Here is a 20,875-nt window from a genome sequence, read left to right as displayed (position 1 = left end):
ATAGCGAGGAATCCTCGCGAAGGAATCAAAAGCACCCTATGACAACTATCGACCAAACCACCACCAAATGGCTGACCTTTCCCCGACCCAATCCTCAGGCCAAAATACGCCTGTTTTGCTTCTCCTACGCCGGCGGCGGAGCGTCGACCTTCCGCCCATGGATGCAACACCTGGCGCCAAGCATCGAGCTGTGCGCCGTCCAGCTGCCCGGCCGCGAGAACCGGCTTCGCGAGGCCCCGCTGACCCGCGTTGATCCGATCGTCGATACCTTGAAACAGATGCTGCCGGCGTATTTTGATAAACCCTTCGCTTTGTTCGGCCATAGTCTGGGTGCCATCCTGGCCTTCGAACTGGCGCGCGCCCTGCGCAACCATCCCGAGGCTCGGCTGGCCCATGTGTTTGTGTCGGCCCGCATTGCTCCGCAGGCGATCGATCCGGAGCCGCCGATCTACCAGTTGCCAGAAGCCCAGTTCCTGGCCAAACTGCGCCAGCTCAACGGCACCCCGACGATGGTGTTCGAGAACGAGGAACTGCTGGAGATGCTCATGCCGATCCTGCGAGCTGATTTCGCCCTCAATGAAACCTACGCCTACCGGCCAGAGCCGCCGCTTGATGTGCCACTGACGGTGTTTGGCGGCACCGAGGACCCCAAGGTCAGCGAGGCCGAGCTGAAGGAATGGTCGGCCCAGGCGGGCGGGCGCTTCGCGCTCAAGATGTTCCCCGGCGACCATTTCTTTGTTAGCAGCGCCCAGCAGGCGATTGTTTCGCTAATCAACGGCGAGCTTCAGACAGTCCATGGCTAGCGCATGCCGGCCCCGTTTTGACATAACACCTGGAAGGAAGAATGATGACGATCTCCATATCGGTCAAAGACTTGCGTAAATCGTATGGCAAAGACAGCGCCGTTTTGAAAGGGCTGTCGCTGGATCTCTACCAGGATGAGATCTTGGCACTGCTCGGCCCGAACGGCTCGGGTAAAACCACCCTGATCAAAATCCTCGCCACCTTGCTGACCAAGGACTCGGGCAAGGTGCATATCCTTGGCCACGACTTGGACGACGACGAAAACGAAATCCGCCATGTCTTCGGCTACGTCGGCCAAGATACCGAGCGCTCGGCCTACTCGCGCCTGACCGTAGTCGAGAACCTGCAATTCTTCGGTGCTCTGCGCGGGCTTGACAAGCGACAGGTCAACGCCCAGATCGAGAAACTGGTCGAATACTTCGATTTCAAGTCCAACCTGAAAAAGTACTTCGGCTACCTGTCTGGCGGCCAAAAACAAACCGTGGTGATTATGCGGGCGCTCCTACACGATCCGGCCGTGATTTACCTCGATGAGCCGACCAAAGGCCTCGACCCGCTGATCGCCAAGAATATCCGCAGCTTTCTCAAGAAGTATGTCAAGGAAGAGCACAAAACCTTGCTGCTGACTTCGCACATTTTGTCCGAAGTCGACGAGCTATCGAGCCGGGTCGCGCTCATCCACGACGGCGTGATCGCGTCGGTCGGCACAGCGCAGGAGCTCAAGCAGGGGGTCGGCGTCGACGGCTTCATCGAATTGCAAAAACACTCGATCCCGACGGGTGTCGTCGACAAAATCCTCCGTCTGCCGCCAGTCCTCAACAGCGACGATCAGGATAGCGAATGGGTGTCGTTTGGCATCAACAATATGGTCGATGCCATGGAAGGGATCATCCATATCTTGCGCGAAGAACAGATCCAGAGCCAGTTCCGCTACCGCAACGTCTCGCTCGAAGACGCCTTTGTGTATCGGATGGGCTTGCTGTCCGATGGGTTTGAAGCTTAAACAGGGGGAAGTATGATCTCGGAAACTCAAGTCACGCGTGATACTCACTATGTGAAATCCAGCAAATCGAAACCAATATCGTCGTGGAAGGTCTTCGCCGCCACCACGGTCAAGGATCTGCTCATCCAGTTTCGCTATCTGCCCAACCTCGTGGGCCGGCTTTTCGAACTGACAATTCGCATCGGCTTCTTCTATTTGCTCGCCAGCATCACGACCTACACTGTCGCCGGCTCGGTGCTAACCGGCCGCAGCCTGATCGTTTTTATGTTCGGCGGGTTGCTGCTGTTCGTCTACAGCAATACCTCTTTCACGGCGCCCATGAACGCCGTCAGCAACGACTTGCACAACGGCACCCTGGAGTACCTGTACAGCAATCCGTCGTCGCGCTATGCCTATTTCCTGGGCAACGTGCTGTCCAGCGCGATCGTGAACCAGATTGTGTTTCTGCCACTGTACATCGTCCTGTTTTTCATCGCCGAGGCGACCGCCTTCAACATGCTTATGGTGTTGCTCGTCTGCCTAGCGGTGATGGGCGTGCTGATCTCGATCGGCATCATGATCGCCATGCTCGCGCTGATCTGGCGCCAGGTCGGCGCGTTTGTGCAAATCCTGGCCATCCTGTTTGAATTCGTGTCGGGAACCTACTTCCCGCTTTCCGCCTATCCGCTGCCGCTCCAGTATCTGGCCTACGCGCTGCCTTACACCTGGGGCTATGACCTGATCCGCTACTACAGCCTGCAAAACAAGTGGCAGACGATCCTGCCTCCGTGGATTGAGTGGTGCATCCTGGGCGCGTACGCCGTGGTTTTCATGGTGATCTCGCGAATTCTGCTGGTCAGGGCCGAGCGGCGTTCCAAGAAGCTTGGCTTACATTTCATCTAGGTGCTGGTTCCGGGACGAGTCGTCGTTCGCGGCGCCTTGTCCCGACCGGATGTCTGGCTAGTCAATCGAAGGAGCGCATCATTGATCACTCTGGATTGTAAGCTCGCCGCGCGGACGCCCGAACGGCAACGCACGACGGTAGATGTTGGCGGCGTTCGCATCGGCGCGGAGGAGATTGTCGTTATTGCCGGCCCTTGCAGCGTGGAAAACGAGGAGCAAATTCTGGCGACGGCGCAGGCGGTGCGCGCTGCAGGGGCGCATATGCTGCGCGGCGGCGCCTACAAGCCACGCACATCGCCGTATGCGTTCCGCGGCCTGGGCGAGGAAGGGCTGCAACTACTGGCCAAAGCCCGCGCAGCAACCGACCTGCCGGTGGTCACCGAAGTGATGACACCGGCCGATGTGGGATTGGTCGCCGAGTACGCCGATATGCTTCAGATCGGCGCGCGGAATATGCAGAATTTCCATCTGTTGGAGGCCGTAGGCCGCATCCAGAAGCCGGTGTTGCTGAAACGCGGCCTGTCGGGGACGATCCAGGAGTGGCTGCTGGCGGCAGAATATATCTTGAACTGCGGCAATCCCAATGTCGTCCTGTGCGAGCGGGGCATCCGCACCTTCGAACCCAGCCTGCGCAACACGCTCGACCTCGGCGCCCTGGCCTTCGTCAAGGAACTGAGCCATCTCCCGGTCATCGCCGACCCCAGTCATGGCGTGGGGCGCAGCAGCCTGGTCGGCCCGCTTGCCATGGCCAGCCTCGCCGCCGGGGCCGACGGGCTGATCCTGGAGGTTCACCCGCACCCCGAGCGCTCGGTTTCGGACGCCCAGCAGACCGTGGATTTCGCCGAATTCGCCGACATTATGCTGCGGGCGGATGCGGTGGCCTCTGCCGTGGGGCGCAGCCTGCACCTGCCAGCGATCACGCCCGCCTACGCCGAGGCGGCGGATGTCCCCGCCTGATCTTGCCAGTGCGGCCAGCCTGGACGGCGACGCGGCGCTTAACCCGCTGACGATTCTAGCGGCCCTGGGTATTGACACGCCCAGGACCGTCCTACACGTAACGTATATCGGGCGGCTCGGACACGGCCGTCTGGAATCGGCACCAGCCAGAGCTGGCGGGCCTTGCGGGGTTTCACCAGGATGAAGACGAGCGGTGCCAACGGGAATGCGCTGCTTTGCGGCTGGCAGGGGAAACTGGCCTGTCGGTGCCGCCGGTGCGGGGTCAGTCGGTCAGTCGGCGGCGGTCGGTCATGCTCCTGAACTGACTGGCGAGCAACTCGCTCAGCCAGGCCTGCCTGCGCCAGGCCCTCGCGGGATGGCGCAGGGGCTTTGAGTTCGGCCAGACTCAGGCCCGCATGCACGCGATCACCGATTCCGCGCCGGAACTGTCCGGCGGTGACTGGCTCGCTGACGCGGGCGCAACAGCAACAAGCGGCTTCCGCTATAGCAGCCGTCGGAGTTAGGCGAGCTTACGCCAGCAGGGCGTGCGGGTTGGTCGCCATTGTATCCTTTGCCTGATACGGAATGCCAGCCTTCACCTGGGCCGCATGAAATGGCGGCGGGACCGTGCGTGCGGCGCGTCTGCCGCCCCGAATCACCTTTAACACCAGTTCGTGTCACTTTCCGCCCTATACTGGGTCTCCCGCAATATCTGTGATGCTCACCTGTGCTAAAGTGATAAGGATGCTAATCTCCACTCCAGGATACCCATGTGCCTTTAAACCCTTGTTAAATTGCCCTGTTTTCGGCTTGAAACCCCCACCATCCAGCACTGTCACGTATAGCTCGTCGCGCATTCCACCCAGACCGCCGTCGTTTGCCTGACCCGCGCAACCACGGCCTCACGGCGGCACGGCCGGTATTGTCGGCGGGTAATCGATCTTCCTTGGATGACAATGCCTGTCCAGTTGGAGCTCCATCTCCAGCGGTTTCGCTGTCCGAATCGGCGGTGTCTGCGCCAAACCTTTGTTGAACCGCTGCCGACACTGGCACTACCCCATGTCCACCGAACCACCCGTCTGGCGCGGACGCAACAACGGGCGCCCAACACTTGGGCGAGGCCCTGCATCAACCGTTCACCGAACCACCCGCCTGGCGCGGACGCAACAACGGGTCGCCTTAGCACTCGGTGGTGAAGCTGGCGTGCGGACGCTCAATCACCTAGGCATTGCCACCAGCTCTGACACGCTCTTGTGCCTGATTCGCGCCTTCGAACCTGCGGTCGCCGAGGCTGTGACCTATGGTGGTATTGACGATCGGGCCTATCGCAGACGCTACGGCGATTGACACGTGGCTCCAATTCTGACCCCTCGCTCCTATTGGTGGTATACGAGTTGCAATTGCTTGGTTTAGCACGAATTAACCAATCCATCAGCAGGGGGCAGCTATGCAGCCAAGTATTATTAATTTATTTAAACAAACATTTAAAGAGTGGGGCGATGACAAAGTACCACGGCTTGGAGCAGCCTTGGCCTACTACACGGTATTTTCGCTTGCGCCACTGTTGATTATTGCAATTAGCATTGCGGGCTTGGTGTTTGATCAAGAGGCAGCGCGTGGTGAGGTTACGCGCCAGTTAGCTACGTTAATTAATGATGATGCAGCCCAAGCGATCAACGAAATTATTCAGCAATCAAGTAACCAGCGCTCAGGCATTATTGGCACATTAGTTGGTTTGGCAACCTTGCTCTTTGGTGCTTCCGGCGTTTTTGGCCAGCTTAAAGATGCCATGAACACGATTTGGGGGGTGCAGCCAAAGCCTGGTCGTGGGATTTGGGGCATCGTGCAGGAGCGTTTTTTCTCGTTTACGATGGTGCTGGGCGTGGGCTTTTTGCTCTTAGTTTCGCTGATTATCAGCACGTTGCTTGAGGCGGGCAAAAATTGGCTGTTTGGCGCAGAGATTGGTATTGTCTTTCAGATCATCAATTTAATCGTTTCATTCGGCATTATCACAGTTGTGTTTGGCCTGTTATTCAAATTTTTGCCTGATGTTAAGATGGCTTGGCGCGATGTTTGGATTGGCGCAGCACTCACAGCATTGCTCTTCACCATCGGTAAATTTGCGATTGGCCAATATCTGAGCACCAGCAGCACCGCCTCGACGTTTGGCGCGGCTGGCTCATTGATTATTGTACTGTTATGGGTTTATTATTCGAGCCAAATTCTCTTTTTTGGAGCCGAACTGACCCAAGTCTATGCCAATATGTATGGTTCGCATGTGCAGCCTGATGATGATGCTGTAGCCGTGACTGCCGCTGCCCGCGCTGAACAAGGCCTGAGCAATCCCGATTCGCCGCGTGATCAGCGCACGCCTCGACCAAAACTGGCCACTAGTAAACCACAAATTATTGTCACTGAACGCTTTAAATCATTGGAAAAACAACGCTATGTGGCAGCAGTTTTAGGCTTTCTGCTGGCAGTGGTAGCGGGGGCATTTAAGAGTTTACTCAACGATAAATCGCCATCGTAATATGAGCGAGATTAGCACAAAACAGCGGGGCGTTGGCTCCGCTTGTTTATTTTAGGGTGATGTGGGAATGTTGGGGGGCTTATCTGATTTCATGATACCATGCGCGACAACCCCGAGTCAATCGGCAATTCGATCAGTAGACAAACCTACCTGGCTGGCCTACGATAGCCGTTCAAGCCATCAAAGAGGAGTGTATGCTATGACCGACCTGCGGCAGTCAGAAGAAGCATATCAAGTCGAACGTGATCGTCAGCGTATGGAGCGTGAATTGCATGAAGCCAAGTTGGCTAATCGCGAGTTGCGCCGTCGGCTTGAGAAGGTTCAGCAACAACTTAACGAAACGTCGAGCGCCTATAATAAAACTGTTAAAAATATGCTCGATATGATTCGTGAGAATAATGAATTAACCGTTGAGTGCGAACGTTTACGTTGGTACACTGGGCGCTACGATAGCGAACAAATTCGCGTTGAAACGAAACAATTGCCCAAACTTAGCCCCGATGAAGCGCGAGTGATTCGCAAGGCCATGGCGCGTTTGCATCACCCCGATATCGGCGGTAGCATCGAACGCATGCAATTGTGGAATAGCCTGTTGGATCAGATTGAGCAAGGAAACTAGCGACGAAGGAAGGTTATGGCTGTACTGTATGTGGTTGCCACACCAATTGGTAACCTTGAAGATATTAGCCCACGTGGCTTGCGAATTTTGCAAGAGGTTGGCTTAATTGCCGCTGAAGACACTCGCCACACCCGCAAATTATTGCAGCGCTATCAGATTGAAACGCGATTGATCGCCTACCACGAGCATAACAAACTAGCCCGTTTGGATACAATTTTGCTGGCTTTGGCCAACGGCGATGCTGTGGCGTTAGTTAGCGATGCTGGCACGCCAGCGATCTCCGACCCTGGCTACGAGCTGGTTGGCGCAGTAATCGAGGCTGGATTTGCAGTTGTGCCAATTCCTGGGCCAAGCGCGGTAATTACTGGCTTGAGTGCTTCGGGCCTGCCAACCGATCGCTTTTATTATTTGGGCTTTCCGCCGCGCCGTTCCAAAGAGCGTTGTGCGTTGTTCAGCGAGGTTGTTGATATTCCGGCAACCTTGGTGTTGTATGAAGCGCCGCATCGGATTTGCGAAAGTTTGGCTGATGCTCTTAGCGTTTTAGGCGATCGTCCTGCCGCCGTAGCGCGTGAATTAACCAAACTTCACGAGCAATTTGTCCGTGGCACGCTCAGCGAATTACTGGCCCATTTCAATGCCACTGAGCCACGCGGCGAGTTTGTGCTGATGATCGGCGGAGCCACGCGGCCTGCCAAACGCAAACCAATCAGCACTGCAACCAATGAATTGGGGGTTGCAGTTACAACCGATGAGGCTCCAGTCGCAGTCGATTGGGATTTGATTCGGAGTGAGTTGCAACGCTTGCGGGCTGAAGGCTGGACGGGAACCAAAGCTGCCAAACATCTGGCCAAACACTATGAGCTTGATCGCCATCAAGTCTATAGCGAATGGAGCAACTTGCCAGAATAAGCCCAAAGTCGCACGCTTGCTAGCTCATTTAAGGCGTATGATTAAGCTTGGAACTAATTTGGACTGCCATGAGCAGTGTGTGATGAAAGGTCATCCATGAGCGAGCAAGCATTTACGCCCAAACGGATTTTAGTCGTTGTAGCCCACCCTGATGATGCTGAATTTGTCTGTAGCGGCACGTTGTCGCGCTGGTATCGCGAAGGCCATCACATCCATTTTTGCCTTTGTACCGATGGCAATCATGGCTCAAGCGACCCCAACATGACTCCCGAACGCTTAGCCGAGATTCGCCAAGCTGAGCAACGGGCGGCGGCGGCCCATGTTGGTGCTGATGTCACATTTTTGAGTTTCGATGATGCGGCGTTGGAGCCAACCCTTGAATTGCGCAAAGCCATTACGCGGGTGATTCGGCGCTACAAACCGGATATTGTGGTTTGCCAAGATCCATCATTTCGCTACAGTGATGATTATTTGAACCATCCCGACCATGTGGCGGCAGGCAATGCCACTTTTGGGGCAATTATGCCAGCAGCTTCAACCCGTTTGATCTTCCCTGATCTGTTAGAGGAAGGGCTAGAACCCCACAATGTGCGACAAGTTTATTTGATGGGTGGCGAGCGGGTTGATACGTGGGTTGGCTTGACCGAAGAGGATTTTCAGCTCAAACTCAAGGCTTTGCGCGAACACAAATGCCAATTGGGCGATTGGGAGCCAGAGCCAATGATGCGCGACTGGGCGGTTGCTACCGCCAAATCGGCGCGTGAAGCTGGAGTTGAGTGCGAATTGGCTGAATCGTTTAAGCTCGTGACCCTAGTTCGAGATTAAGTAGGCGCTGGGCCGAACTGATAAAGCGAGGATCGTAGGCCGCAATTTCGTGCCAACGATCCTCGTCGTTTTGCAGGCCGCTAATCAGCCGTTGTTGCACATCAAGCAGGGCATTGCGAATCGTGGGATAAGCCCGTTTTTGTTCGAAACGGCCAACATCAAGCACCTCACGCGCTAGTTCAACACTGTATTTGGCGATCCAACGCGGCTTGAGTCGCTGCCAATCGAGCAAGGGCATGGGCTTGGTGTTGCTCAACAAATCGCTGGTTTTGACCCAAAATGCTTGCGGTGGCAAGATCGCAATCGTTGAATAATATTGTTCGGTGGTTTTGTTATGCCGATTCAAGCCATCGAGCAAGGGCAACAAATCGCCAAGCCGCACCAAAGCAGGGCGGGTGTTGATGTAATGCAGCAATTCGTCGCGGCTAATTTGATCATCCTCAAGCAAATCGTGCCATAGCGCAATCACCGTGGCAATTTCATCGCGAATGCCAAACACCTCGACAATTTGCACTGCAACTTCTACCAAATGATACAAATAGGGCTGATCGCTGAGTGGCCGCATGCGCCCAGCATTGCGATCGACCGCTAGTTGGAGCGCAGGCTCAACTGCCGAGCCAAGGTGTAAGGCTCGCAATCGGGCAATTAAAGCTTCAGTTGGTAGATGTTGCATTTAGCACCTCGTTAGCGAATCAAGCGCCAGAATGAGCGACCTTCAAGCGTTTTGCCAATCGTAGTTTCGTCTGCGAGGCACTTGAAAAAGCTCAACGCCAAATCGTTGACATCAACTGGCCGCATAATTGCGCCTAAGCGCCCAATCAAAGGCAATTTGCTGAGCAGCGCAAACGGCATGCTTGCTAGTTGGATTGCGCGGCGGCTTGGCCCGACAATCGCCGCAGGCCGCAGAATTGTCCAATCGAGTCCGCTTTCGCGCACAGCTTTTTCGGTTTTGGCCTTCCAACGTAAGTATGAGCCGAGCGGCAAGCCCGCGCCCGCCGAGCTAAGCAGCACAAAACGCTTGACTCCTTGCGCTTGGGCTGCTTTGATCAAAGCGATGGTTGTGCCATAATCGACAGTTTCGTAGCTGACATCGGTATTAAATTGAGCTTGGGTTGTGCCAATCGTTTGAAATACCGCCTCGCAGCCCTCAAGCGCTGCCTCAACACTCGCTTGATCGGCAAAATCGCAGATCGCAAAGGCTTGGCCAAGGGGAAAATGAGTTTTGCTGGTGGCACTTTGGCGCACCAAAGCCCGTACTTGCCATTCAGAATTGTTGGCGGCTTGACTGATAATCCGTTGGCCAGTGTAGCCCGTGGCTCCGGCTAAAGCGATCACGGTCATAAACTTGCTTCCTCGCGCTTACGGGGCAAGCCCGTTGGCTGATCCAAATCGTAGTGGCCTGGCTTGAGTTGCTCATCGACCGCAACCCGTTGATCAAACACATAGCACTCGCCTTGCCATTGGTTGGCGCTTGGCTCGACCGTTTCAAGGTATTTCAAAATGCCGCCTTCAAGATGATAGACTGCTTGAAAACCCTTGCGCAGCATATAGGCCGTGGCTTTTTCACAGCGAATGCCGCCAGTGCAAAACATCGCCACCTTGGGATGTTGCTGAGGATCAAGGTTTTGCTCAACAAACGCCGGAAATTCGCGGAACGAATCGGTTTTGGGATTGAGTGCCTGGGGAAATGTGCCAACTTCAACTTCATAATCGTTGCGGGTATCAATCACCACAACTTCAGGATCGTTGATCAAGGCATTCCACTGCTCGGCATCAACATAGGTGCCAACACCATCGTTAGGGTTGATTTCGGGCATACCGAGGGTCACAATTTCCTTTTTCAAACGCACTTTCATGCGCTGAAAGGGAATTTCGTTGGTCCACGATTCCTTCCAAACCAAATCGGCGAGGCGTGAATCGCTGCGCAGAAACTCCAACAATTCGCGCATGGCTGGCTCGGAGCCAGCAACGGTTGAATTAATTCCCTCGTGTGCCAACAAAATCGTGCCTTTGATCCCGCGTTGGTTGCAAAAATCGCGCAATGGCTCGCGCTTGGCGGCAAAATCGGGCAGATCGACAAATTTATAAAAAGCGATGACTAAAATATCCATCATGATCGTCGTTTCAGCTAAAAATAATCTGCTGAATATTGTACCACGCTGAGTCTTAATCGTTCAGCCAAGGGTTTGGCGCAATGCTGATGGTGTAATCGGAGCTGTTCAATGCAGCGATAGACGTAAATTGCACACTCTCGATACTGTTTGGTTGATTCCACAAACTGATTAACTCGGGTGACCCATTGATCTCACGGCCAGTCGCCATCGCAACGTGGCTGAGTGGGCTGCCACCGCTGACAAAAAAGACAATGCTCCCCGCATCGATTGGATCGCCTTCACGCCAAATTTGATTTGGATTGTAGCCTAGACTGGTAGCTAGAGCTTGGTTGGCTGCCTGCTTTTGATCTTCTGCATTGTCTTCAGCTTTGTAGAATTGCCTGAACCTGGGTTTGTTGCTTGGCGAAGCGTTGAGCAAGGTGTTCGAGCTGTTGGTACTGAATTTGAACGATTGGCACACTCATAGACAGCGGCTCCGTTGCTATTAGTCGGCAATCTGTGATTCTAGGCAGATCGATTGGTTCTGGAGCATGCTGATTTTCAGCACGATTTGGCTATAACGATCTGTTGAATTCTAAGAGGAATAAATATGTTTGGTGCTTAACCCTCTCCATGCACCAACCGAGGTCATAGGCCGAGTATACCAGCCCTGGCGCACTGAATCAATCCCATTCCGACAACCGTCGCTCTCGCTCGGTCGCCCTAGAAAGCCCGTCGTTTATCACTAGTGTTGGTTTGTACTCTTGGGTTGTCCACCACGATTCAATCATGTGATATGCTTAGAAACGGATTTGCTACTTTTGAGGCGCATATGACATTGGTTGATCCTGAAACGCCGCTGTTTACCTTCGATGAAGCTGAAGCCCAGACGACGGCCTTAGCCAATGAGTTGACCGAAGCCTTACGTGAGCATTTTGGCTTGCCTGGCTTTCGTAGTGGTCAGCAACAAGTGATCGAACGGGTGATGGCTGGCCGATCAACCCTGGCTTTGATGCCGACAGGCGCTGGCAAATCGTTGTGTTATCAATTGCCAGCACTGCTGCTGCCCCACGCCACAATCGTGATCTCGCCGCTGATTGCCTTGATGAAAGATCAACTTGATGGCTTGCCTGAGGCGGTACGCGAACAAGCGACCTTTATCAACAGTGCAATTCCCTTCGATGAGGTGCGCACGCGGTTGCGCGGTTTGAGCGAGGGTCGCTATAAATTAGTCTATGTTGCGCCCGAACGGTTGCGCCAACGCCAATTTCTTTATGCATTGCAGCAAGTTGGCATTTCGTTATTTGTCGTCGATGAAGCACATTGTGTGTCGTTGTGGGGTTTCTCGTTTCGCCCCGATTATCTGTTTATTCGCGAAGCACTGCGCGAGCTTGGCAATCCGCTGGTGTTGGGCTTGACGGCAACCGCCAGCCCAGCCACCGAAAAAGCGATCTGCGAGCAACTTGGCGATTTAGAAACCGTGCGAACCAACGTTTTTCGGCCAAATTTACACTTCGAATTGATCAAAGCCTCGAATAAAGAGAAAAAACAAGCAGCGATTCTTAGTTTGTGCAGCCAAATTGATGGCGCAATTATTGTCTATGCCCGTTCGCGCAATAGTTGTGAAGAATTGGCTGAACACTTGCGCAAAACTGGTGTTGTGGCCGAAGCCTATCACGCTGGCTGCCCCGACCGCGATGCCATCCAAGATCGCTTTATGCGTGGCGAAACTCGCGTAATTGTTGCCACCATCGCTTTTGGCATGGGCGTTGACAAACGTGATGTGCGGGCGGTGATTCACGCCAATTTGCCCAAATCGCTAGAAGATTATGCCCAAGAAGCTGGGCGAGCAGGCCGCGATGGCCAAATCTCGCGTTGCATTATGCTCTATAACTTTTTCGATAAACGCCAACTCAAGGAATGGCTTGAAAGTAGCCATTTTGGAGTCGAAGAATTACGCGAACTCTATAAGGCTGTTTTGGGGCAAATCGGCAAAGGCCAAGGCATGATCAATCAAGCCCAGTTGATGGAGCTTTCGGGCTTTGATGAAACTCGTTTGCGGGTTGGCTTGGGGATTTTGGAGCATGTTGGGCTGGTGCGTCGCCATTTCGATTTACCGCGAGTTTGCAAATTGCGCCGTGGTGAAGCCCCTGCCACGCCCGAAATTAACCAACTTTGTGAGTGGTTTAGCTTGGGGCGTTGGTGGCAAGATGTGAATAGCCTCGATTTAGCCGCTGCCTTGCGGATTGCTCCTAGCCAGCTTGAGCCAACCTTGCTCGCTTGGCAAGAACAAGGCTTGCTGGGCTACGAAGGCGTGGCGCGGGAAGTTTTGCTCGAAGTTTTGCCATCGCCCAAAGATACCCGCGAACGAATGTATCAGGTGTTGAAGCAGTGGCGCAGCACCCAAGAACGCCAACTCGATTCATTAACTCAATATGTTGAGGCCAGCCATTGCCGCCATCGAATTTTGGCAGCGCAGTTTGGCCAACGCCTGCCTGCTTGTGGTAATGCCTGTGATATTTGCCAATCAGGCCGCATCACCATCAGCCGACCACCAAATGTTTTGCAGCCCCAAACCATGCCGCTGGTTGGCTCCAATTGGGGCAATGGCGGGGCGATCAGCGACCATCAACGGATTATGGTTGAGGCGGTGCGCGAACATCCCCAACAATTAACTAGCCGCGATTTGGCGCATATTTTGGCTGGCTCACGAGGCTATAGTTCGCATCCGTTGTTTGGAGCACTCTCCGAACGCTCGTTTGACTCGATTCGTGCCGAGATTGATGTGTTGGTTGATGCTGGAACGTTGGCCTATCAAGGAGCTACCTTGGTGGCAGTCGTGGCGGCTCCCAAACGCACTGGCAATCAACAACGTGACATTGCCTTGCAAGTATTGGCAACGCTAACTCGTTTGCCCTATCCCTTGGGTCGAACTGGCTTGGTGCGCTTGCTCAAAGGGGTCAGCGATGCCAAGCGTTCGCCGGATCATGGCGTTTTAGCCCATGCCACGATGGAGCAAATTGAGGTTGTAGTTGAGGCGTTGGTTGAGGCTCAATTGTTGGATCGCCAGCAGCAGGGCTTATATCCGTTGTTGGCCTTGAATAGTGCAGGCCGCGCGGTTTTGAATGATCCTCAGACTTTGCCAGTGCTCAACATTCAGGGCAAACGTGATTCGGCCAAAGATGAGCAGATTCAGGCTGATGGCGAATTGTTGCTGTTGCTCAAAAGCTGGCGCTCCGAGCAGGCCCGTAAGCTCAATCTACCGCACTATATGATTATTCCCGATAGCGTGTTATTTGATTTGGCGGCCTACCAGCCAACCAATACCCAAGAATTAAGCACGATTAAAGGCATTGGGAGCCAAAAATTAGCCCAGTGGGGCGAAGATTTGCTGAGTTTGATTACAACTGGCAAGCCAGCAAACTAGGCTTGTTTGCGTCGCCACCACCAAGCAGCAACCGCCGCCAACGCAACGCCAACCATCAGATAACTGCCAACGTTGCCATCAATCTGCTCAAATAGATTTGGGGCAAGTGTGGTGATGATCAGCACGATCACCACCACACTTGCTAAAACAACACCCTTAGATCGCCACATCAGGTCGATATTCTCCCCAAATTCGGCGCAATACGCCACAAACCTCGCCAACAGTTGCCCGTTGGCTCAAGGCTTCGCGCATTGGATAGAGCACATTGGCACTGCCCTCGGCGGCGCGTTGCAAATCGGCCAAAGCCGCATCAACCGCCGCTTGATCGCGCTCGGCCCGCAGTTTGGTCAATTTGGCACATTGTTCGGCGGCTACCGCTTCGTTGGGCTTGAAGATTGGCACTGGCGCATCATCGGTTACAAATTTGTTGACCCCGATCACCAGTTGCTCTCCACTTTCGACCCGATTTTGATACTCGTAGGCGGTATCCATAATTTGCGCTTGCACGAAACCATCTTCGACAGCCCGCACTGCGCCGCCCAAATCGTCGATATGCCGAATTAATTCCAAGGCGCGTTGCTCAATCTCGTCGGTCATGCTTTCGACCAAATACGAACCACCCAAGGGATCGGCGCTAGCTGTCACACCACTTTCATAGGCGATGACTTGTTGGGTGCGCAAGGCGAGGGTTGCAGCTTCGGTGGTGGGCAACGAAAGCGCTTCATCAAAGCCGTTGGTGTGCAGCGATTGCGTGCCGCCCATCACCGCCGCCAAGGCTTGCAAAGTTACCCGCACCACGTTGTTGAGTGGTTGCTGTGAGGTTAAGGTCGAGCCGCCAGTTTGAGTGTGGAAGCGCAAGGTCAAGGCCCGTTCATCGGTTGCACCAAAACGCTCACGCATAATTGTGGCCCACATGCGGCGAGCAGCACGAAATTTGGCGATTTCTTCAAAGAAATTGTTGTGGGCATTGAAGAAGAACGATAAACGTGGGCCAAATTCATCGACATGCAAGCCAGCATCAATCGCGCCCTGAACGTAGGCAATGCCGTTGGCCAAGGTAAAGGCCAATTCTTGCACCGCCGTTGCGCCTGCCTCGCGAATATGATAGCCGCTGATGCTAATCGTGTTCCAGCGGGGAATCCGCTCGGCGCAATAGGCAAAGGTATCGGTAATCAGCCGCATCGAAGGCCGTGGCGGAAAGATATAGGTTCCACGCGCAGCGTATTCCTTGAGAATATCATTTTGAATTGTGCCCGTGAGCGTTTTCGAGGCCGCGCCTTGTTGAGCGCCAACCAACTCATACAACAACAACAGCACACTGGCGGGCGCATTAATCGTCATCGAGGTGCTAACTTTATCTAGCGGAATGCCAGCGAATAAGGTTGCCATATCGTCGATTGAATCAATTGCCACCCCGACCTTGCCAACCTCGCCCTCAGCCCGTGGATCATCCGAGTCGAGCCCAAGCTGGGTTGGTAGATCAAAGGCGACGGAAAGCCCCATTTGGCCTTGGTCGAGCAAATAGCGGAAGCGTTCGTTGGTTTCGTGGGCCGAAGCAAAGCCAGCATATTGACGCATCGTCCACAAACGGCCTCGATACATCGTGGGGTAAATGCCGCGGGTATAGGGAAACTGGCCAGCATCAGGTTCGGGCTGGCGGTCGTTATCACGATAAATTGGCTCAACCGGAATGCCAGCATCAGTTGTAATTTGACTGCCCATCAATCACCTCGGTGTGTCTGCGAGCGCTAACTGAGCTACCATTTTAGCTGCCTGCAATAGATAATAAACCATCGCGAATCGTTTGCAGCAAACGCTCGTCGGCTCCTGCCTCAAGCGCCGTTTGCGCCACCACCCGCGCTTGGGTTACCAACGGCCCAAATGGCGAATTGGTCTGACTATCGAGCAATTGTAGCCCTTGAGCAGGAATAATTGCCATCCCAACCGTAACTGGTGGATGATTATGGCGATAGATTGCCACACATGCCTTGGTAAACCGCCCAACAAACCGAGCCAAGCGGCTAAGATCAAGGGTTGAATTATTGGAGTAGCCCCAATCTGGCCGCAACTGGCAATTCTGCATCAAACTATTGGTCGTCCACAAAACCTCATCGCGGTTGTAGGAATCGATATAGCGCTTGTTGCCATTGGGCGTTGCCAAATTACAGCCAAAACTATTGCCATAGAGCGCAACTTCAATCGGGTCGATCCATCCGTCAGGCGGCTCGAAATAATCGTCATTCGGGGTAACAAAAGCCGTCAGCAGAATCCGGCGACCGGTGATGATCTGCGGTTTTAGGCGTGTGTACGCAGCGTTCGTCATAGCAGCACACCAGCTAGAGAAGAATAGAATAGCGTTGTGGCTTAGTATACTACACAACGCTAGCTTAGGCGGTAATGCTTTCGCGCCAGCAGCAGGCGATTTGCACCACCCCAATCGGCCTTGAGTTGCACGCCAATTTGCTCAGGCTATGCTAGGCTTGCCTAGGCTTTTTTGATTTGGAAGGATGCTGCAATGGCTGGCGAATTAACCCTGCAAATTTGCAAAAGTGCCGATTTAACCACTGATGAAGCACAGGCGATTTTAGAACTGTGTAGTTTGGCCTATGAAGAAGATTTTTCTTCATCGCTGATTTATGAAAATCCAGTTCATGTCTTGGGTTGGCTTGACTCAGCGCTAGTTAGCCATGCGATGTGGGTTGAGCGCTGGTTGCAAATTGGCGACGAAGCTCCCCGCCGTACTGCCTATATCGAAGCCGTCGCCACCCATCCCGATCATCAGAAAAAGGGCTATGCCAGCCACGTCTTGCGTCATTTAGCCAAGGCGATCAACGATTTTGAGCTAGCCGCGCTTAGCCCATCGGATGCGGCGTTTTATCAGCGACTTGGTTGGGAACTCTGGCGCGGGCCGTTGTCGATTCGCACCGAGCAAGGGATTGAGCCAACTCCAGGTGAGGAAGTGATGATTTTACGTTTGCCCAAAACCGGTCTGCTCGATCTGGATGCACCGATCTCAGCCGAATGGCGCGAGGGTGAAGTTTGGTAGCTGGATACTTTTGATTCGGATAATTTTAGTTAATAAGGATGCGCGATGGATTTGTTAGATCGTTTGCTTGGCCATGATGTGTGGACGACCCGCCAATTATTACTGCAAGCGCAAAGCCTCAGCCCAGCCCAACTTGATCAGCAATTTGCAATCGATCAGCGGAGTTTACGCGAGTGTTTTGAGCATATCATCGAAAACATGGAGAGTTGGTGCGATCTCATGGCCGAACGGCCTGTGCGCGATCTAACCGATACCTCAATTGAGGGCTTACTGCAACGCTTGAGTAATGCAGGCCGCGATTTTGCCGCAATTGCCCGCACGATCAGCCGTGAGCAACGCTGGGATGCTGTGTATGCTGATGTATTGGATGATCCGCCAGTTCAAAAAACTTATGGCGGCACGATCGGCCATTTAATTACCCATAGCATGCATCATCGTGCCCAAATTATGTTGATGCTCGAGCAACTTGGTTGTCAGGAGCATATTGAGGGTGATTTGCTGAGTTGGGAAGCCCAAGCCTTTGGCTGGAAATCGCATGATCGCTGATTCATGCTACTCTTTACAGTAACTGATTTTAGTTCGTGAGGTTTGGTAATGGCAACCAGCAACGAAGTTTTGGCCTTTTTAGCCCAACGCCGATCATATGGCTTGAAAGAAGTTTCGCCTGAGCCAATCGAGCGCTCGGCAATTGAATTAATTCTACAGGCAGCAACCTTGGCTCCCAGCCATGGTGTGACTGAGCCTTGGCGCTTTGTGGTTTATAGCGGCGAAGCTCGTGCCGAATTAGGCGCGGCGCTGGTTGCAGCCGCTCAAGGCGATCCATTTCAAGAGGCCAAACAGCGCGATAAAGTCTGGATGGCCCCGGTTTGGATTGCCCTGGGCATGCAGCCACAGCCCAAAAATCCCGAATGGGAAGAATTGGCTGCCGTCGCCATGGCTGTACAAAATGCCCACCTCATGGCGGCGCATCTTGGTTTAGCTGCTAAATGGTCGAGTGGCCCGATTGGCACGCACGAGATTGTTGCCAAAACTGTGGGTTTTGAAGCTCCAACCAAACTGTTGGGATTTTTGTATGTTGGCAAGCCTGCGGTTACTCCCAAGCCTTTGGCTCGTAGCGACTGGCAAAGCAAAACGACCTGGAAAAAATAAAGGAGTTTGATCGATGAAGGTCTTTTTACGGCGCGGGTGGTTGCTGGCGCTGCTGGTTTTGGCTGGTTGCGCTAATCAAGTTCCAGCGCCAACCGTTGGGGTTCCTGTGCAACCTGAGGCTAGCCCAACCCAAGCGCTAGCGGTGGCCAGCCCAACGACGAGCGAGGCAACTCCGGCGGTGGCCAGCCCAACGACGAGCGCGGCAACTCCGCTAGATACGCTGCCTCAACCCAATGCCTTTGATGATCAAACAACGCCAGTTAAGCTCTTTCGCTCGCTGATCAATGCGCTCAATCGTGGCGAGTATGAACGGGCCTATCGCTATTGGGCGACTCCACCAGGCGGCATTGATCAAGGCGGGTTTAGCGCGAGTTTCTTTGGCATCGATTTAGTGGTAGGCTTGGTGACTGCGCCAACCTACAACGCAAGCCAAACCGAAGCACGCATGGCAGGGATTGTGTTGTTGGGGATGAGCGATGGTGGTGCGCGGGCGGATACTGCTTGCTATCTCGCAACCCGGGCTGATGTCAATAGCCCATGGCAATTAAGCTCAAGCAACTCCATACCAACCACCACCAATGATGTGTTGGGAGTGCTTGATCAGCAGGCGCGGGAATGTGGCACGCCACTTGAGCAACTAGCGCTTAGCCAGCAAACCACAATTCCTGAGGTATTGTTTGGCTATTACGCTGGCTTAGCTCAGGATGATCAAGCTAAAACGGCTGAAACGTGGGTTGAAGGAACCTTGCCAAGCGTGCCCGATAACTTACGCCAAAGCAACCAACTGAGCGTCTATGTCAATGTAACGCCAGTTGAAACCGAGGCGGCGGCCTTTTTGCAGACAATTATCTTGGCTGATACCAAGGCCATGTGGGTTGGCTGTTATGGGGCAAGTCAGCGAGCCGACATCTGGCGCTTGAATAGTGGCTATTTGCAAGCAAGCGGCCCAGCGACAGTGCTGATTCAAACATTAACCCAAGGTTGCGATATTTAGAGGTTTCCAGTAACGGGAGCTTTTGCTGCTAGGGGCTGTTATGGCCCCTATGTGACGTTAATTGAGCAACTCTAGCCCCTTTGCTCATGGTCGAGAGTGCTATAATGACCATGAACGAAACAAGCCTCGCTGAAAGGAGCGAAGATGTTAACGTATGAAGCGGTGGTTACGGTATTAATTAGCGAGGCGGAGCGAGCAGGTTTGGCGATTCAATTTTCGCAGGAACAGCTAGATCCGCATTCTTTAGCGCGGACGTTGAGCATTAGTTGCCAACCTGCCAAGCAGCGCGATCAACATATGGAACATGTGGTCGCGACGATTAGTTTTACTTGGGATGCGGCGCTTACGGCTATTTCAGTGATGGGCAGCGATGCAATTTGTGCGCTCTATCATGATAGTGATGAGCCATGTTTGCACGCGATTGAAGGCTGTGCCTACAACGTTGATCTCGATTTTGATCTGACCTATGCCATTCCATTAACTGAAGAACAGCGCTTCAATGTGGTCAATATTCCCCAATTGACCGAAGCAATTCAGACCGCAACTAAAGAAAAAACCTTTGATTTTCAGCCGCTCGATATTGATGTGCAATTGCATTTCACTGGCGAATATATGGCCTTTGTTGGCACGGTCACTGGCCGTCAATCGTGGCCTTTTGGCGAAGCATTGCACGAAGAACACGAGCTACGCCAAGAAATTCGCGATTTGATGCAGAATGTCAGCAAAGTGCTCGAAGCCTTGCATCGCTTTCAAGCACCTATGCCTGTTTTAGAAGATGATGCTGAAAATGAGGAAAGTGAGCTAGCCAGCTTGCCCGATCGCACCTATCTGCGCCCACCAACAGCCTAAATCTGAAGTGGGTCTCACTCCTTTGGTCAATAGGCCAAGGGAGTTTTTTTAGCCTTGGCAATTGCTAGCATACGTTTGTGAGGTAGGTTAATGCAGCCAAATTATACAATTCGTCGGCCAACTCAGGCTGAATTAAGCTTGTTGCCAGCGATTGAAGTTGCCGCCGCCCAGCTTTTTTTGCCCACCCAGCATGCCTTTATCGCCGCCTGGCCACCAGCAACCATCGACGATTTGCAAGCTTATGTTGATCGGGATGGCGTGTGGGTTGCCATTGATGCTGATGCTACGCCTGTAGGCTTTGCGTTGGCGAGAATCGTCGATGGCGAGGTTTATCTAAGCGAACTGGATGTCCACCCCGATCATGGGCAGCGTGGCGTAGGCAGAGGGTTGATTAAGGCTGTGGCAGCATGGGGCAAACAACAGGGTTATCGCCACATGAGCTTATTGACCTTCAACGATATTGCTTGGAATGCCCTGTTTTATGCGCGTTTGGGCTTTCGGGCGCTTACTGCGGCTGAATGCGGGCCTGAATTAACTGCGATTGCCCAAAGTCATATTGCCGCAGGTTTGCCCGCAACCGCACGAGTGGCAATGCTAGCCGAGCTTGATCAGCTATTATAAATGAATAAAGCATGATCTGAGAAGCTGAATATAGCTTACCAACACCACAAACCTTTAGGCCTGAATTTCGCCAAATGGCTAGCGATTGCATATATCGGCTCAAGCGGCGACAGGTGGTTGACGACTGGGAATATGAATTGATATCCAGTCGTCAACCTGTGCGCGTTTAAACCTCACTAGGGGAGCGA

22 protein-coding genes and 1 pseudogene are annotated in these 20,875 nt (G+C 53.4%); 17 read left to right on the top strand and 6 right to left on the bottom strand.

Annotated elements, in window-relative coordinates:
- Positions 1-38: 38 nt before the first annotated feature.
- From LCH85_23540 to LCH85_23495, 10 genes and pseudogenes are all read left to right on the top strand, one after another.
- Positions 39-803: an alpha/beta fold hydrolase gene (locus LCH85_23540; protein ID MCA0354980.1), complete on the top strand. Its 765-nt coding sequence runs from the start codon at positions 39-41 to the stop codon at positions 801-803.
- A 41-nt stretch (positions 804-844) separates the two neighbouring features.
- Complete coding sequence (locus tag LCH85_23535) at positions 845-1,807, top strand: ABC transporter ATP-binding protein (protein MCA0354979.1); 963 nt, start codon at positions 845-847, stop codon at positions 1,805-1,807.
- A gap of 12 nt (positions 1,808-1,819) precedes the next feature.
- On the top strand, positions 1,820-2,689 hold the full coding sequence (locus LCH85_23530) for an ABC transporter permease (GenBank protein ID MCA0354978.1): 870 nt from the start codon (positions 1,820-1,822) through the stop codon (positions 2,687-2,689).
- 81 nt (positions 2,690-2,770) lie between these two features.
- Entirely contained in the window at positions 2,771-3,646 is an 876-nt protein-coding gene (gene aroF / locus LCH85_23525; GenBank protein ID MCA0354977.1) for a 3-deoxy-7-phosphoheptulonate synthase, read from the top strand.
- 860 nt (positions 3,647-4,506) lie between these two features.
- Positions 4,507-4,629 (top strand): annotated as a pseudogene (locus LCH85_23520) (transposase family protein).
- Positions 4,630-4,684: 55 nt separating this feature from the next.
- Positions 4,685-4,972, top strand: coding sequence for a hypothetical protein (locus LCH85_23515; protein MCA0354976.1), 288 nt, complete (start codon positions 4,685-4,687; stop codon positions 4,970-4,972).
- A gap of 100 nt (positions 4,973-5,072) precedes the next feature.
- Positions 5,073-6,155, top strand: a complete 1,083-nt coding sequence (locus LCH85_23510; protein ID MCA0354975.1) for a YihY/virulence factor BrkB family protein — start codon at positions 5,073-5,075, stop codon at positions 6,153-6,155.
- A gap of 199 nt (positions 6,156-6,354) precedes the next feature.
- The gene (locus LCH85_23505; protein ID MCA0354974.1) at positions 6,355-6,774 is read left to right on the top strand and encodes a hypothetical protein; all 420 of its coding nucleotides are present in this window, start codon (positions 6,355-6,357) and stop codon (positions 6,772-6,774) included.
- A 15-nt stretch (positions 6,775-6,789) separates the two neighbouring features.
- On the top strand, positions 6,790-7,683 hold the full coding sequence (rsmI, locus tag LCH85_23500) for a 16S rRNA (cytidine(1402)-2'-O)-methyltransferase (protein ID MCA0354973.1): 894 nt from the start codon (positions 6,790-6,792) through the stop codon (positions 7,681-7,683).
- A gap of 96 nt (positions 7,684-7,779) precedes the next feature.
- Entirely contained in the window at positions 7,780-8,508 is a 729-nt protein-coding gene (locus LCH85_23495) for a PIG-L family deacetylase (GenBank protein ID MCA0354972.1), read from the top strand.
- Here the strand turns inward: LCH85_23495 and LCH85_23490 are convergent.
- The 3 genes from LCH85_23490 to LCH85_23480 are packed head-to-tail and all read right to left on the bottom strand — an operon-like array spanning position 8,480 to position 10,619.
- Entirely contained in the window at positions 8,480-9,181 is a 702-nt protein-coding gene (locus LCH85_23490) for a hypothetical protein (protein ID MCA0354971.1), read from the bottom strand. The genes LCH85_23495 and LCH85_23490 overlap by 29 nt on opposite strands.
- 11 nt (positions 9,182-9,192) lie before the next feature.
- Positions 9,193-9,849, bottom strand: coding sequence for an NAD(P)H-binding protein (locus tag LCH85_23485; GenBank protein MCA0354970.1), 657 nt, complete (start codon positions 9,847-9,849; stop codon positions 9,193-9,195).
- Positions 9,846-10,619: a rhodanese-related sulfurtransferase gene (locus tag LCH85_23480; GenBank protein ID MCA0354969.1), complete on the bottom strand. Its 774-nt coding sequence runs from the start codon at positions 10,617-10,619 to the stop codon at positions 9,846-9,848. Before LCH85_23480 ends, LCH85_23485 begins: the two co-directional genes overlap by 4 nt.
- A gap of 814 nt (positions 10,620-11,433) precedes the next feature.
- Here LCH85_23480 and LCH85_23475 point away from each other — a divergent pair.
- Positions 11,434-14,028 (top strand): ATP-dependent DNA helicase, encoded by a 2,595-nt coding sequence (locus LCH85_23475; protein MCA0354968.1) that lies wholly within the window; start codon positions 11,434-11,436, stop codon positions 14,026-14,028.
- Here LCH85_23475 and LCH85_23470 read toward each other — a convergent pair.
- The 3 genes from LCH85_23470 to LCH85_23460 are packed head-to-tail and all read right to left on the bottom strand — an operon-like array spanning position 14,025 to position 16,351.
- Positions 14,025-14,198, bottom strand: coding sequence for a hypothetical protein (locus tag LCH85_23470; GenBank protein ID MCA0354967.1), 174 nt, complete (start codon positions 14,196-14,198; stop codon positions 14,025-14,027). The two genes, LCH85_23475 and LCH85_23470, sit on opposite strands and share 4 nt — an antisense overlap.
- Positions 14,185-15,750, bottom strand: a complete 1,566-nt coding sequence (locus LCH85_23465) for a methylmalonyl-CoA mutase family protein (protein MCA0354966.1) — start codon at positions 15,748-15,750, stop codon at positions 14,185-14,187. Before LCH85_23465 ends, LCH85_23470 begins: the two co-directional genes overlap by 14 nt.
- 43 nt (positions 15,751-15,793) lie before the next feature.
- Entirely contained in the window at positions 15,794-16,351 is a 558-nt protein-coding gene (locus LCH85_23460) for a hypothetical protein (GenBank protein ID MCA0354965.1), read from the bottom strand.
- A gap of 192 nt (positions 16,352-16,543) precedes the next feature.
- Between LCH85_23460 and LCH85_23455 the strand changes: the two genes are divergently transcribed.
- The 6 genes from LCH85_23455 to LCH85_23430 all read left to right on the top strand — a co-directional run bounded on the left by LCH85_23455 (position 16,544) and on the right by LCH85_23430 (position 20,687).
- Entirely contained in the window at positions 16,544-17,074 is a 531-nt protein-coding gene (locus LCH85_23455) for a GNAT family N-acetyltransferase (protein ID MCA0354964.1), read from the top strand.
- Between the two features lie 45 nt (positions 17,075-17,119).
- The gene (locus tag LCH85_23450) at positions 17,120-17,620 is read left to right on the top strand and encodes a DinB family protein (protein ID MCA0354963.1); all 501 of its coding nucleotides are present in this window, start codon (positions 17,120-17,122) and stop codon (positions 17,618-17,620) included.
- A gap of 48 nt (positions 17,621-17,668) precedes the next feature.
- Positions 17,669-18,223: a nitroreductase gene (locus LCH85_23445; protein MCA0354962.1), complete on the top strand. Its 555-nt coding sequence runs from the start codon at positions 17,669-17,671 to the stop codon at positions 18,221-18,223.
- Positions 18,224-18,236: 13 nt separating this feature from the next.
- Positions 18,237-19,217: a hypothetical protein gene (locus LCH85_23440; protein ID MCA0354961.1), complete on the top strand. Its 981-nt coding sequence runs from the start codon at positions 18,237-18,239 to the stop codon at positions 19,215-19,217.
- Positions 19,218-19,361: 144 nt separating this feature from the next.
- Positions 19,362-20,066, top strand: coding sequence for a hypothetical protein (locus tag LCH85_23435; GenBank protein MCA0354960.1), 705 nt, complete (start codon positions 19,362-19,364; stop codon positions 20,064-20,066).
- Between the two features lie 90 nt (positions 20,067-20,156).
- A complete protein-coding gene (locus LCH85_23430; protein ID MCA0354959.1) occupies positions 20,157-20,687 on the top strand; it encodes a GNAT family N-acetyltransferase in 531 nt (176 codons plus the stop codon).
- The last annotated feature ends 188 nt before the right edge of the window (positions 20,688-20,875 follow it).

The organism is Chloroflexota bacterium (assembly GCA_020161265.1).
GTDB lineage: Bacteria > Chloroflexota > Chloroflexia > Chloroflexales > Herpetosiphonaceae > Herpetosiphon.
The sequence above is the reverse complement of the archived record's forward strand: the minus strand, read 5'-3'. Positions and strand labels throughout refer to the sequence as shown.